Raw genomic sequence first — 14177 nt, 5'->3', positions numbered from 1 at the left:
TTATTTTTTTCGAAAACAGCAAGGGGAAGGAAAACGTATGAGACAACTCATCGCCAGAAGGTTGCTGCAAGTTATACCGATGCTATTTTTTGTGTCCATCGTCTGCTTCGGCTTGACCAAGCTGGCTCCAGGTGATCCGGTGCTCTCTTTTGTTACACCGAATATGCATCTGGAAGATATTGAAAGAATGAGGCATAGCTTGGGGCTGGACCAGCCCGCTTATGTACAGTACATATTATGGCTTAAAAAAAGCCTGACAGGAGATCTAGGTTATTCGCTAATTAATCATCAGCCTGTACTGGATCAGATTCTCGACCGTCTCCCGGCGACAGCGGGGTTAATGGGCGCCTCCATCATACTCGCTGTGTTGATTGCAATTCCACTTGGTTTGATTGCTGCGGCCAATCGGAATCGCTGGATCGACAAGCTCATTAATTTAATGTCGTACATCGGTATTTCAGTCCCATTGTTTTGGCTTGGCATTTTGCTTATTTATCTGTTTGCAATTTATTTGCATTGGCTTCCAAGTACAGGGATGCGTACGATCGGAACGGATTCGGTGCTGGATGTGATCAAGCATGGCATCTTGCCATGTTTTGTACTGGCCTTTGGCTTTCTATCTGTCTATGTGAGGTACATCCGTTCCAGCACGATTACGCAGCTTAAGGAAGAGTACGTGCAGATTCAATACGCGTTCGGGTCTGGACAACGACTGGTTTTGTTTCGACACGTGCTCAAGCATGTTCTGCTGCCCATCATTACGCTGCTTGGTATGTCGGTTGCGGACCTGGTGGCGGGAGCCATTGTGACGGAGACGGTATTTTCCTGGCCGGGCATTGGCTCGCTGGGCATGACGGCTGTAAAAGGAATGGATTATCCCGTCATTATGGGGATTACCTTATTCTCCGCTTTACTGCTGATCCTGGGTAATCTACTGGCAGATATCTTGTACAGCATGGCGGACCCGAGAATTAAATCAACGAGGTGAAAACATGAATCGGAGCAAATGGCGCAACATCGGGATCGAGCTGATGACGAGCAAAATGGGCGCCGTCGCCCTCATACTATTGATCGTATTCTCGCTGGGAGCGATTTTTGCATTTTTATCACCGCAGGACCCGAATAAGCTGAACGTACTGGAGCGCCTCCAACCACCGGGAGGCGCACACTGGTTTGGAACGGACGATTACGGTCGGGACTATTTTACAAGAGCGCTGTATGGCGGTCGTGTATCCTTGCTGGTGGGCTTTGCGTCTATGATTATTGCGACCAGTATTGGTGCAGTGGTAGGCATTGTGAGCGGCTATTTTGGCGGATGGATTGACAATCTGCTTATGCGGATTTTGGAGCTAATCATGTCGATTCCGTCTTTTCTGGTTATATTGCTGCTTAGTGTGTTTTTGAAGCCAGGCGTTGGCAATATCATTGTCATTATCGCCCTGCTCATGTGGATGAATATCGCCCGGGTGGTGCGGGCAGAGACGATGACGCTGCGCGAACGGGAGTATGTACTATACGCTAAGGCTTCAGGACAAAGTACATTTGGCATTATCCTGAAGCACATCGTTCCCAATCTGATTCCAGTCATTATCGTAGGAGCGACGAACAATATCGCTTCAGCCATTATGATGGAATCATCACTGAGCTTTCTCGGCTTTGGTGTTCAACTGCCGAACGCTACGTGGGGCAGTATGCTGAATAATGCCCAAGGCTATATTGCACAGGCACCATATATGGCATTGTTTCCGGGATTGCTTATTTTACTGACCGTGTTGAGCTTTAATGTACTGGGAGATGTACTGCGTGTAGGCTTTGAGCCCAAATTAGTAAAACGATGATTCACAGCATAGATCCATTACCAATGGCTCCAGGAGCGACAGGAAGGGGCGAAAACACAATGACAGAACATCTGCTGTCTGTCGAACAGCTGGAGGTCTCGTTTTTCACTCGTGAGGGGGAGAATCAGGCCGTTCGAGGGGTTAGCTTTCATATTGATGCTGGAGAAACGGTAGGAATTGTAGGAGAATCCGGTAGCGGCAAAAGCGTTACGGCGAAAGCGATCATGTCGATGATTGCCCCGCCCGGCAAGCGGCTGAACGGCGATATCCGTTACCGTGGAGAAAGTTTGACCGCGCTGACAGAAAAACAATGGCGTAAAATACGCGGTAACCAAATCGCAATGGTGTTTCAGGACCCGATGACTTCGCTGAATCCGGTCAAAAAAGTAGGCTATCATCTGGTCGAGGTGATTCGCAGGCATCGAGGATTGAGCAAGGAAGCAGCTACGCAGGCAGCTGTGGAGCTACTGCGACAGGTAGGTATTACTGAACCGGAGCGTCGAATGAATCAATACCCGCATCAATTCAGCGGAGGGATGCGTCAGCGGGTGATGATCGCAATGGCGCTCTCGTGCAGTCCGGAACTACTAATTGCAGATGAGCCGACTACAGCGCTGGATGTGACGATTCAGGCGCAAATCTTGGAGCTACTCAAGACGCTCAAGCAGCAATCCGATATGGCGATTGCCCTGATCACCCATGATCTGGGCGTCGTCGCCCAGGTGTGCAGCCGTGTCATCGTAATGTACGGCGGCATGGTGATGGAGGAGGGGCGTGTGGACGATATCTTCTATCGTCCTGGGCATCCATATACGCAGGGTCTGCTGCGCTCTGTACCCCAGCGTACGAACGGCTTTCGTGAGCGGCTGGTGCCGATTGAGGGCACGCCCCCGGATCTGGTGAACCCGCCATCAGGCTGTCCGTTCATGGAACGGTGCCCGCACGCGTTTGCCCGCTGTGCGGAGCGGCCGCCGATGGTGGAGCTGCGCCCTGACCAGCGAGCAGCCTGCTGGTTGAACGAGCCGGACGCCGTGCCTGCCGGAGTCTACGAGACGCCCGGAGCGGGTCGTGCAGAGGAGGGGAATGACGGTGAATGAAGCGTTGAGAGAGGCCAACCATGTGGCGGGTGAGGATCAGCCCTTGGTGGAGGTACACCAGCTTAAGAAGCATTTTGTGACCGCAAAGGATTTGTTAGGGCGCAGCTCCGAGGTGCTCAAGGCGGTTGACGGCGTAAGCTTCCACATCAAGCGCGGCGAGACGTTCGGATTGGTTGGTGAGTCCGGTAGTGGCAAATCGACAGTTGGACGCTGCCTGACACGGTTATACGATTATACGGAAGGTACGGTACGCTTTGACGGTCAGGATATTTCCAAGCTGAATGACAAGCAGCTCAAGCCGCTACGTCGGCGTATTCAGAGCATTTTTCAGGACCCATATTCCTCGCTTAATCCGGGTATGAACGTGCTTGACCTGATTGGTGAGCCGATGGATATTCACAGATTGCATCAGGGCAGTGAGCGTAAGGATGCCGTAGTGGCTTTACTGGAGAAGGTAGGGCTGAAGCGAGAGCACCTGTACCGCTATTCGCACGAGTTTAGCGGCGGTCAACGCCAGCGGATTTCCATCGCTCGTGCCTTATCCGTGAATCCCGAGTTCATCGTCTGTGATGAACCGATTTCGGCCCTGGATGTGTCCATCCAGGCGCAGGTCATTAACACGCTGGAGGATCTCCAGCAGGAGTTCGGACTGACGTATCTGTTCATCGCTCACGACTTGTCGATGGTGCGGCATATTTCGGATCGAATCGGCGTGATGTATCATGGACGGTTGGTGGAGGTAGCCGACGCAGATGAACTGTATGAGCAGCCCGCTCACCCCTACACGCAGGCGCTGCTCTCCTCCATCCCTGTGCCTGATCCGAGAGCGGTCGGCGAGCGGCAGAATAGCTTGGCTCAACCCGACGGTTCATGGGTATGGGACAAGGATAGCAACGATGCTGGCGAGCTGAAAGAAATTAGTCCCGGACATTATGTGGCGTACCCGGTTAGCCGTTAGGTTAAGATTGGTTGTACGTGTACATAACCTATAGGAGGTAAAAAACGATGACTGAATCAACGAAAAGAGTACGTATTTCCCAGTGGGACGCGCTCATGCTGGAATCTTTACGTTCATTAGGCTGGTCCCCTGAGGAACTCATCCGTCGGGTGCAGGAAAATGAGCTGCCAACGGACGGACAATTTGATTATGCGGAGCTTGCCACCGGGCTGGCGTCCAAAGAGCCGAAGGTGTTTGTCAGCGCGGTAACAGACGGGTATCAGATCAAATATAATACGATCCGGGGCATTCGCACGTGGCTTGCCGTGGCGCTCGGACGTGAGCCTGAGCTGTCTCTGGAGGAAGGAAGCGAAGCTGTCACATCCGAACTGACGCAGGCTGAGTATGATCGGCTGGAGCAGGTGCTGTCGTTAGGTTGGGTCATTCAGGAGGTACGGCCCGCGACTGGCGATACTGCAGGATTGTACCGCATTGTGCCTGCTGCACAGACGAATTAAATTGTGAATATGGAGCAACACACTTTACCAGGAATTGAAACGAGCTGACCGGGAGGTCAGCTCGTTTTTTTAATACGATGCTTCTTCATTATTTTCATACTTTAGAAGATACGTTTACGGCTTGGCACCTCATTCACGTCCCTTCCATCTTTCCTCATATGGATATCATCAGTTGAAATGATTAGAAAGGTTACATTTTTCACCATATATGACCGATAAAAGTATAGTGTTATTTATATTTTATGGGAAATGAGGAAAGGGGACCTTTTAAATCTGATGAGTGAACAAGAAATACATAGGAGTGAATGTGGAGGTGGGACGATCGTTGCTGAACCGAACGCAGTTCCACCACGTCCACAAAGAATAGTTTTGACCCTGGTTACAGGGTTTGCATTATTGATCTTTAGTTTGTTCCTGTCGCTAGTCACAGGTATATTTCCTATCAGCTATGCAGAGTTATGTGAAGTGTTGTTTTCTTCCAATCCTGATCCCATATTGAAGGAAGTTGTATACCAAACTCGTATGCCATTTACCTTGGATATGTTGTTGCTCGGAGGAGGTCTGGCCGTTTCAGGCACTCTTTTACAACTACGAATAGCTAATCCATTTGCATCACCCACCTTAACCGGACTTATGCCTGGGGCAATGGTGGGGTTATGTGTTGTCCTTTTACTGGGAATGAACATAGACTCTTTTGGTGGTATGGCCCTTTGTATTGCAGGGGCGGTATTTGGGGGATTCATTGTATTTACATTAAATAGAATCCGTTTCATTCGAGGACGGTCTGCGGGAATTCATTTATTCATGATTGGTTTCATTATTGATGTAGCCCTTCGTTCAATCTCTGGATTTATTGTGCTATTTGGAGAAAATCAGCAAGAGTGGGCAATGTCTGTGGGAGGGTGGGGAATAAGAGAAGGGTCATTCACGTTTTGGCTTACCTTGGTTACACTTCTCGTCGCAGGATCTGTCTTCGCATTCCCCAAGCAGCTGAAACCCCTGTACATTCCCTGCGCAATTGTGTTGACCGCCATTACGGTGTGGGCATGTGGTACCATCGGATATATAGGGCTTATTGTGCCTTATTTCATGCGCTGTATGATAGGAAACCGTTCACGGCTTCTCTTGTTGGGCTCCATCCTTTGGGGAGGCGGGTTGTTGATGCTGGCCAAAGTCATTTCCGCTAGAATCCATGAGCCGGTTGGGTTGCCCTTAACCCCAGTACTGGCCTGCATCGGCATACCCCTTTTGATCTTTATGATGTGGAGAGAATGGAGAAGAAGCGTTATGGAAATGGTAAATTCTGAACGCTATTAGCCAGAGCATTAAACTCTCTTTTTTTATGCTATATTTTATACATAAAAAAAGAGAGTTGAGGTGCAGCATGACATCAATGACGATTGTCGATCCATCCGTCAAACCAGGATTAGTGGCTTATCAGGCAAGTAATGAAGATCAGGCTGAGATTCAGGAGTTAATTTTAAAGACGGCCAGATGGCTGCACAGCAAGGGTTCCACGCAATGGGGCAAATTACTAAAAGGAGAAGATGATCACAATCTGGGTGGCGCTATTGCACGCGGAGAAGTGGTTATTTTCCGAACCTCAGACGATCATCGCTTGGCAGGCGCAGTGATCTTGCAGCAGCAGCCCAGTGCTTGGGATTGTAGATTGTGGGGATTAGACGGGATGAATTCCGAGGGAGGTACCTCCGTGTATCTGCATCGTTTGGTTGTAGATCGCGATAACACGGGGAAGGGACTGGGCCGTGAGCTTATGCAGTGGATTGAGCAAGGTATCCGCTTCGCCGGCAAGGATCGAATCCGTCTGGATTGTATTGCGGGCAATGACAAGCTTAGCGGTTTTTACCAACAATGTGGCTATACTTATATAGGCGAAACAAATGGCTATAACACTTTTGAAAAGATGCTAATAAAGTCATAGAAAACGGAATCATAATTGAAGGAATACAAAAGAAGGAAGCAGGTGATCTGCATTCTTCTTTTTTTTGTTGTGCAGACCTTTACGTCCTCGTGGTGTCTTTCTCTTGGTTACTGTCATATCAGAGTCACTCAAAAGAAAAAATTTATATAAAAATGAAAATGGGGATATCGCGCTTTCTCCTTCTACATATGATGATAGGGAAGGTTTTGTAAGCGCTTCAAAGAAGGGTGATATACAACCATGCGAAGCTACAGGAGGCGGTTAAGGTGGACAATTACATGAGTTGGATAAAAATTGGATTTTTCCTCAGCATTCTGTTTTTACTTGCAACGGCATGCAGCACTTCTCCCAAAATAGAGAATACAGATGGACAAAAGGTGCGGCTTACGATGCAGGTTTGGGGTAACCCTGCGGAGGTGAAGGTGTATCAGCGGGCACTGGATGCATTTGAAAAAGAGAATCCGAATATCGAAGTTAAGCTGGTACCAGTACCGGGAGACCAATATGAGCAAAAGCTGTTGACACAGCTACAAGGAAGTCGCGGACCGGATGTCTTTTATTCATATGAGTCGACGATTGCGCGTTTGATCGGAGCAAAACAGGTGCAGCCTTTGGGTGAATTTTTAAAAAGTGAGGCAAGTGACGTGAAGGCCGAGGATTTTCCGGAAGGATTATGGGGTCCGGCCAAGCGTGATGGGGAAATCTATGGGGTCACTCCTGACTCAAACCCGATGGTCATGTACTACAACAAAAAGGTATTTAAGGAAGCAGGTGTGAAAACACCGCAGGAATACTATGATGAGGGCAAGTGGAACTGGGACGCCTTTGAGGAGGTTACATCCAAGCTGAAGGCCGCCGGAAAGCAGGGCTATATTGCGGAAAACTGGTGGGCTCACTGGTATTCATGGGTGTGGTCGAATGGTGGCCGGATCTTTGATGAACAAGGCAAGTATGTGCTGGACCACAATGAAAAGGGCAAGGAAGCGTTCGCTTTTATGTACGATATGGTGAAAAAGGGAAATGCGGTATACCTTGGCTCACTCCCAAAAGGGCAGGGGGCAGATGCCATGTTCATGTCCAATCAGGTCGGCATGCTGGCGGCAGGAAGATGGCTGGAGCCCTTGTTTAGCCAAAATAAAAGCCTCGACTTTGATTATATCTACTGGCCCTCCAACACTGGTAAAAATGAGCCTGTCGCCATCCCGGTTGCATATGTAGCTGTCAACAAAAACAGTCCGCATGTGCAAGAGGCCATGAAGCTGGCAGCTTTCTACGTCTCTGTGAAAGGGCAGGAGGCGCGGCTGGTTGAAGGTGGCAATGCCATGGGTACGCTTGCTGCCGCAGATGAGAGCATCATGAAAAAGGCGACGATTGAGCACTCGGGCTATCTGACTGAGGGACGTGATAAAGGGCATGCTTATGGTTCTGCATTGGCGTATGATGCACAGGTGCCGGGGTTGAACTCCGATATCACGGAAACCATTGACCTGATGTTCCTGGGCAAGCAGGATGCTGCGACAACTATTGAGAAGTTGAACCAGATCATATCCAAGGCGGTCAAGTAAACACGGGATGCGCCGTGACCAGGGAGGAAGGTGACAAGATGCAGAAAAAGCATCAAGCGCTGTGGGGCTATCTATTTATTGGCCCCCAGTTTCTTGGTCTGTTATGTTTTTCACTGCTGCCCTTGCTGTATGCGTTTTACTTAAGCTTTGTCAATTGGGATGGTTTTGGGGTACCTTTGTTTGTCGGCTTGGACAATTTTAAAGGTCAATTATCTGATCCTGATTTTTGGAAGGCACTCATTAATACGGTGTACTATATGGTGCTGGTCATTCCGGTGGGGATTGTGTTGGCTCTGCTCGTAGCCATCGTACTCAATAAAGTGAAGGGCAGGGAAATCTATCGTTTGTTTTTTTTCATGCCTGTCGTAACCAGTTCGGTATCGGTGGGGGTCATCTGGATGTGGATACTGAATGGTGAATTTGGCATTTTAAACCACTTGCTGCGAGCGATTGGCATTGCAGGCCCGATGTGGCTTACCGATACGCATTGGGTGATCCCGTCGATTGCTCTACTTAGCATATGGCTGGGACTGGGATACAACATGGTCATTTTTTTGGCAGGACTTCAGGGCATCTCCAAAAGCTATTACGAGGCAGCCGAAATTGACGGGGCCAGTAAGTTCCAGCAGCTAAGGTATATCACATTGCCGCTATTGTCACCAACAACCTTTTTTGTCACCATTATGATGGTCATCAGCTCTTTTCAGGTGTTCGATCAGGCGTTCGTCATGACAAACGGCGGGCCAGCCAAAGCAAGCTATACGCTTGTGTATCACATTTACGATCAGGCATTCATTGATTTCACGATGGGAGAAAGTGCGGCAGCGGCAATGATTTTGTTCGTGATTATTCTCATATTTACACTGCTGCAATTTAAAATGCAAAAGAGGTGGGTGCACTATGGAGATTAGTTGCAGAGGCAGGATGCTCCTGCGCCATGTGCTGCTCGCTGTCGGCTCTTTAATCATGTTTTTTCCATTTTTGTGGACCATCCTCAGTTCTTTAAAGGATATCTCTCAAATTTTTGTCGTTCCGCCACAATGGATTCCCGATCCGTTTGTATGGAGCAACTATCCGGCATCGCTGGAGGCCATGCCCTTCGTGCAGGCGTACATGAACAGCTTTTACATTACGTTTATCATCGTGACAGCGACGCTGATTAGCGCATCTATGGCAGCGTATGCCTTTGCTAAAATCCGTTTTCCGGGTTCGGATATATTGTTTATTTTGTTCCTCGCTACGATGATGGTGCCTAAGCAGGTAACGATGATTCCGCTATACTTGGTGATGGATCGTATCGGCTGGCTGGATACGCATTGGTCGCTGATTGTACCTGGAGCCTTGTTTAATGCATTCGCGGTGTTTTTGCTCCGTCAATTCGTCATGGGAATTCCACGCGATCTGGAGGAAGCAGCAGTCATGGACGGGGCGGGATACATTCGCATTTACTGGAGTGTCATTCTGCCACTCATTCGTCCGGCATTGGCGGCGATCGGGATTTTCACTTTTTTGGGTGCCTGGAACAGCTTTCTTGATCCGCTGATCTATCTCAATACACCAGAGAAATTTACAGTTCCACTTTTGCTCAACAATTTCAAAGGACTATATACCGCCGATTGGTCACTGATGATGGCAGGTACCACCATCTCCGTCGTCCCGGTGCTCATCGTCTACATCATCGCCCAAAAGCAAATTATTGAGGGCATTACCTTAACAGGCATCAAGGGGTAGGGGCTTTTCCCTACTCCTTTTTATGTACTTTCCGATACTGTAATGGAGTACGCCCGGTGAAATGCTTGAATACACGGCCAAAGTGAGCAATGCTGTCAAAGCCCGTTTTTTCAGCAATGGCGGTCACTTTCCAGTTTGTTTCCTTCAAATACGCCCGAGCCTGCTGGACCCGTACATCCTGAAGATACTCGACCAACGTAAAACCTGTGGTCTGCTTGAAAATGCGGCACAGATATGTGCTGCTAATATAAAAGTGTCCTGCCAGTTGCTCCAACGATAGCTTCTCGGCATAGTGGATATGCAGATACTCAATCACCGAGTACACGCGCTGCTGCTGCTCGCTGCGTTCCGGCGCTATGGTCTCAGGAGCGGCTGATTGTATGCGGCGGATTCGGATCAGTAGCTGCAGCAGCAGGCTTTGAAGATACATATATCGGTATGCATGCTCTTGATGGTATTCATCCAGCATTTGCTGGAACAGATGCTCCAGCTCACGTTGTTCTGCTGCAGAGGGGCGAAGCAAAAAGCTTTTTTCAGGCAATAGCAGGTGATTCTGATCGCCGGATGGAGTGACAGACGCGGACGAGCCTACAAACGCTTCATCAAAGTTGATCAAGATTCGCTCATGGCTGCCGTTCCCTTTGTTACTCGTACGGTGGAAATCATGTTTGCTGATCCAGATCAGATCGCCCTTTTGTAGTGCGTATACACGCTGATTAATGTAGTAGTAACGCTCTCCTGCCAGCAGATAATAGATTTCATACGCTTGATGGACATGGTCGGCAGACATGCTAAATGGCACCGTCCGAAGCGCTTGCTCGATGGCAAAAAGGGGTGTGGCGATCATTGCAGCGTTCTCCTTTATGAAAGTATTCATGAGGATAATATATGCATACTTTTTGAATGAATTCACAATAAAAGCGAAGATTTCGCTCTTTCTTATACTATAAAATAGAAGTAATTCATGTAAAGGGTGTGAACCTATTGGCTAAAATCAAATATGCGCTTGTGGGCACCGGAGGAAGAGCTGAATTTTTTTACGGTGAAGTTGTTACCGTTTTCAAAGATACATCAGAGCTGGTGGCGTTCTGTGACGTCAACCAGACGAGAATGGACTATGCCAATCGGCTGTTGCAAGAGAAATACGAGCACCAGCTGATTCCAACCTATAAAGCTCACGAATTTGATCGGATGATCGCGGAGGTGAAGCCGGATATCGTCATCGTCACCACCATTGACCGGGTGCATCATCGGTATATTATCCGGGCGATGGAGCTGGGCTGTGATGTCATTTCCGAGAAGCCGATGACGGTGGACGAGGATAAATGCCAAGACATTCTGGATGCCATAGAACGCACGGGACGGAAGCTGCGCGTCACCTTTAACTATCGCTATGCCCCGCATAATACGAAAATCCGTGAGGTTATCATGGACGGGACACTGGGTGACATCTTATCAGTCAATTTTGAATGGCTGCTGAATACCCAGCATGGCGCGGATTATTTCCGCCGCTGGCACCGGGACAAGCGCAATAGCGGCGGTCTGTTGGTGCACAAATCAACGCATCATTTTGACCTGATGAACTTCTGGCTTGGCTCGAAGCCGGAGACGGTGTATGCGCTGGGTGATTTGAAATTTTACGGCCGGGAGAATGCGGAGCAGCGTGGTGTGACGGAGTTCTATCAACGGGCTTACGGCAGCAAGGCGGCGGAGAATGACCCTTTTGCCTTACACCTGGATCGTAACGAGCATCTAAAAAGTATGTATCTGGATGCGGAGCATGAGGATGGATATGTGCGGGACCAAAGCGTATTTGGCGACAATATCAGTATTGAGGATACGCTCAGTGTCATGGTGAAGTATCAGAATAAAACGGTAATGAACTACTCACTGAACGCTTATATGCCTTGGGAGGGCTTTATCATCGTGTTTAACGGCACCAAGGGACGGATGGAGGTGCGAGTATCCGAGCAATCCTATGTTAATTCCGGTGGTAGCAAGGCAGATGAGGGGGCGCTAAAAGAGAAAACTATCACGATCTATCCTCACTTTGCAGCACCTTACGAGGTCGAAGTAGAGGAAGGCGTGGGGGGACATGGCGGAGGAGATCCGGTCATGCTGCGGGATATTTTCGATAAGCCGGCAGAGGATCGGTTTCATCGTGCGGCCTCCCATATTGATGGCGCATGGTCCATTTTAACAGGCATCGCTGCCAACCGCTCTATGCGCACAGGTCTGCCGGTGAAGGTGGAGCAACTGGTGCGATTATAACGATGGTAAGTAGACAGCAACTATAATAACAAGAAGCCCCTCTATCAGATGAATGAGGAGGCTTCTGTTTGTATTTAAAATGCACCTTATATCTTTATGTCTTAGGGCACTATATTTTATTGTTTATCGGTCTTCAGCTCACGGGTTCCTAGCTGTTGTACAGGACGATGGTTATCGGGAAAAATGGCAGCAAACTGATTGATTTGGTCTGCGGACATTTCAATAGGCTGTTCCAATACCGTCCAATTCACATGTTCTGTACATGGCGGGGTAGTCAGTGATCCGTTGTAGCGAACGGAGTGCAGGTCTTTTGGCAGCAGCGTGGCAAGATTTATTTCTCCCTCCAAGTTCGCTTCTTGAGAGATACCTTTTGGCAGTTTGGACCAGATGCGGTTGAAGGCCTTGTTTTCTTTGCCACTTTGTATAAGAACCCCTAAGACAGCTGTGCTTCCGTTGTCGCTTTGATGAACAAAATGAAGCTCCATTTCAGCATTTTTACCGTCTATTTGGTGTTCACTTGGATGATGAAAATGGAACTGCTTTAAGGTGAATGTAGTGCCGTCCACGACAATATTATTGCTGGGACTAGCTGCATTGACTTGGACGGTATGTCCATTATTCAGTATGGATACTTTAGTGGTTGAATAATGAACCTGCAGCGGTTGCTGCGTATGCGAAGCTTCCAGATGGGAATGCTCTATGTTGATGGGAGATTGCTCCTGACCGTTACCACAAGCGACAAAATCCTTTTCCAGCTCCCCCCAATGCTCCGGTCCTTCATCCCCTTCGTAGGACCAGTGCGGGCTTTTCTGAATAACTGCATGAGCGTTGTTAGCTGAGGACGATGATGCGCTAGTAGGACTAGAAGTGGCGGGTGATGTACATCCTGTTACCGACAGTGCCAAGATTATGGAAAATATGCTGAACAAGCAACCTCTCCAATGTTTTTTCATGTTTCTTTATCCTTCTTCCAAATAGAGTATGTGAAACTTTTTACATTGTAAATTATTGTACAAAGTTCCTGCAAGGGTACAAGGACTTAGGAAAAAGGTAGAAATGGTTGCTTATTATTACCGGGGTGTAGAAAGAATAATGGAGTGGTGAAATTTTGTTTGTCCTCTTTGGGGGAAGTAACTATAATAGTGGGGTGTGCGTTACAAAATAATTCCATATCTACTCAAAGGAGAGATCTACATGAAAGCAGCAATTGTTACAAAAGACAAGAAAGTTAGTGTAGAAGAGAAACCTTTGCGCTCCCTGAAACATGGGGAAGCGTTAGTCCAAGTTGAATATTGTGGGGTTTGCCACACAGATTTGCACGTAAAAAATGCAGATTTCGGTGATGTCACAGGCAGAGTTCTGGGACATGAAGGTATTGGGAAAGTCATTGAATTAGGTGAAGGAGTGACCAGTCTTAAAATTGGCGATCGCGTAAGTATTGCCTGGATGTTCGAAAGCTGCGGTCACTGCGAATATTGTTTAACTGGACGGGAAACTTTGTGTCGTGAAGTTAAAAATGCCGGATACACGGTAGACGGTGCAATGGCAGAACAATGTATTGTCACAGCTGACTATGCGGTCAAAGTACCAGATAATCTTGATCCTGCCGCTGCAAGTAGTGTAACTTGCGCAGGGGTTACAACATATAAAGCAGTTAAAGTAAGCGATATCAGACCAGGACAATGGATCGGTATCTTCGGTATCGGCGGCTTGGGTAACCTGGCTGTGCAATACGCTAAAAATGTATTCAATGCTAAAGTTGTAGCCTTTGACATCAGTGATGAAAAACTCGAACTGGCCAAAAAAATTGGTGCTGATTATATTGTTAACAGCATGAAAGAAGATCCAGTCGCCCGAGCTAAGGAATTAACGAACGGTGCTGGTCTGGATGCAACCGTGGTTACTGCTGTTGCCAAAACACCTTTCAACCAAGCTATTGACGTTGTGAAGGCTGGCGCGCGTGTCGTAGCTGTAGGTCTTCCAACCGATAAAATGGATCTGGACATTCCGCGTCTGGTTCTGGACGGCATTCAAGTAATCGGTTCTTTGGTCGGTACTCGTGAAGACCTTAAAGAAGCGTTCCAGTTTGCTGCAGAAGGTAAAGTTGTTCCTCTTGTACAAAAACGTCCGCTTGAAGACATCAATGAGATCTTCGAAGAGATGGAGCATGGCAAAATCCAAGGACGTATGGTCATTGATTTTACCAAATAAAATGATGTCCAATTCGTAACTCTTGGAATTGTAAGAGAGAGAAAGCGCCTGCTGATCTAGTGCAGAC

The 14177-nt window shown here is 48.1% G+C and carries 14 protein-coding genes; 12 read left to right on the top strand and 2 right to left on the bottom strand.

Annotated features, from left to right (window positions below; all coding sequences use genetic code 11):
* Positions 1-37: 37 nt before the first annotated feature.
* The 10 genes from ACXHJ1_RS05290 to ACXHJ1_RS05245 all read left to right on the top strand — a co-directional run bounded on the left by ACXHJ1_RS05290 (position 38) and on the right by ACXHJ1_RS05245 (position 9628).
* On the top strand, positions 38-988 hold the full coding sequence (locus tag ACXHJ1_RS05290) for an ABC transporter permease (RefSeq protein ID WP_457905719.1): 951 nt from the start codon (positions 38-40) through the stop codon (positions 986-988).
* A gap of 4 nt (positions 989-992) precedes the next feature.
* Positions 993-1838 carry an ABC transporter permease gene (locus ACXHJ1_RS05285; RefSeq protein ID WP_016820191.1) on the top strand — a complete coding sequence of 282 codons (846 nt, stop codon included), beginning with the start codon at positions 993-995 and terminating at the stop codon, positions 1836-1838.
* A 59-nt stretch (positions 1839-1897) separates the two neighbouring features.
* Positions 1898-2935 carry an ABC transporter ATP-binding protein gene (locus ACXHJ1_RS05280; protein ID WP_457905718.1) on the top strand — a complete coding sequence of 346 codons (1038 nt, stop codon included), beginning with the start codon at positions 1898-1900 and terminating at the stop codon, positions 2933-2935.
* Positions 2922-3893 carry an ABC transporter ATP-binding protein gene (locus ACXHJ1_RS05275; protein WP_172494045.1) on the top strand — a complete coding sequence of 324 codons (972 nt, stop codon included), beginning with the start codon at positions 2922-2924 and terminating at the stop codon, positions 3891-3893. The genes ACXHJ1_RS05280 and ACXHJ1_RS05275 overlap by 14 nt, the downstream gene beginning before the upstream one ends.
* Positions 3894-3940: 47 nt before the next feature.
* Positions 3941-4390, top strand: a complete 450-nt coding sequence (locus tag ACXHJ1_RS05270) for a hypothetical protein (protein ID WP_457905717.1) — start codon at positions 3941-3943, stop codon at positions 4388-4390.
* A 276-nt stretch (positions 4391-4666) separates the two neighbouring features.
* Positions 4667-5707 (top strand): iron chelate uptake ABC transporter family permease subunit, encoded by a 1041-nt coding sequence (locus ACXHJ1_RS05265; protein ID WP_457905716.1) that lies wholly within the window; start codon positions 4667-4669, stop codon positions 5705-5707.
* 67 nt (positions 5708-5774) lie between these two features.
* The gene (locus ACXHJ1_RS05260) at positions 5775-6332 is read left to right on the top strand and encodes a GNAT family N-acetyltransferase (protein WP_290403137.1); all 558 of its coding nucleotides are present in this window, start codon (positions 5775-5777) and stop codon (positions 6330-6332) included.
* Positions 6333-6598: 266 nt separating this feature from the next.
* Positions 6599-7897, top strand: coding sequence for an ABC transporter substrate-binding protein (locus ACXHJ1_RS05255; protein WP_151256113.1), 1299 nt, complete (start codon positions 6599-6601; stop codon positions 7895-7897).
* 38 nt (positions 7898-7935) lie between these two features.
* The gene (locus tag ACXHJ1_RS05250; RefSeq protein ID WP_017425662.1) at positions 7936-8808 is read left to right on the top strand and encodes a carbohydrate ABC transporter permease; all 873 of its coding nucleotides are present in this window, start codon (positions 7936-7938) and stop codon (positions 8806-8808) included.
* Positions 8798-9628 carry a carbohydrate ABC transporter permease gene (locus ACXHJ1_RS05245; RefSeq protein ID WP_017425663.1) on the top strand — a complete coding sequence of 277 codons (831 nt, stop codon included), beginning with the start codon at positions 8798-8800 and terminating at the stop codon, positions 9626-9628. Before ACXHJ1_RS05250 ends, ACXHJ1_RS05245 begins: the two co-directional genes overlap by 11 nt.
* A gap of 10 nt (positions 9629-9638) precedes the next feature.
* On the opposite strand, the gene ACXHJ1_RS05240 is transcribed toward ACXHJ1_RS05245, so the two are convergent.
* On the bottom strand, positions 9639-10475 hold the full coding sequence (locus ACXHJ1_RS05240) for an AraC family transcriptional regulator (protein ID WP_457905715.1): 837 nt from the start codon (positions 10473-10475) through the stop codon (positions 9639-9641).
* A gap of 137 nt (positions 10476-10612) precedes the next feature.
* Between ACXHJ1_RS05240 and ACXHJ1_RS05235 the strand changes: the two genes are divergently transcribed.
* Positions 10613-11899 (top strand): Gfo/Idh/MocA family protein, encoded by a 1287-nt coding sequence (locus tag ACXHJ1_RS05235; RefSeq protein WP_017425665.1) that lies wholly within the window; start codon positions 10613-10615, stop codon positions 11897-11899.
* Between the two features lie 116 nt (positions 11900-12015).
* On the opposite strand, the gene ACXHJ1_RS05230 is transcribed toward ACXHJ1_RS05235, so the two are convergent.
* Complete coding sequence (locus ACXHJ1_RS05230; RefSeq protein WP_457905714.1) at positions 12016-12852, bottom strand: carbonic anhydrase; 837 nt, start codon at positions 12850-12852, stop codon at positions 12016-12018.
* Between the two features lie 241 nt (positions 12853-13093).
* Between ACXHJ1_RS05230 and adhP the strand changes: the two genes are divergently transcribed.
* Complete coding sequence (gene adhP, locus ACXHJ1_RS05225; RefSeq protein ID WP_016820203.1) at positions 13094-14110, top strand: alcohol dehydrogenase AdhP; 1017 nt, start codon at positions 13094-13096, stop codon at positions 14108-14110.
* Positions 14111-14177: the final 67 nt, after the last annotated feature.

This window comes from Paenibacillus sp. ALE2, from assembly GCF_054113385.1.
The sequence above is the reverse complement of the archived record's forward strand: the minus strand, read 5'-3'. Positions and strand labels throughout refer to the sequence as shown.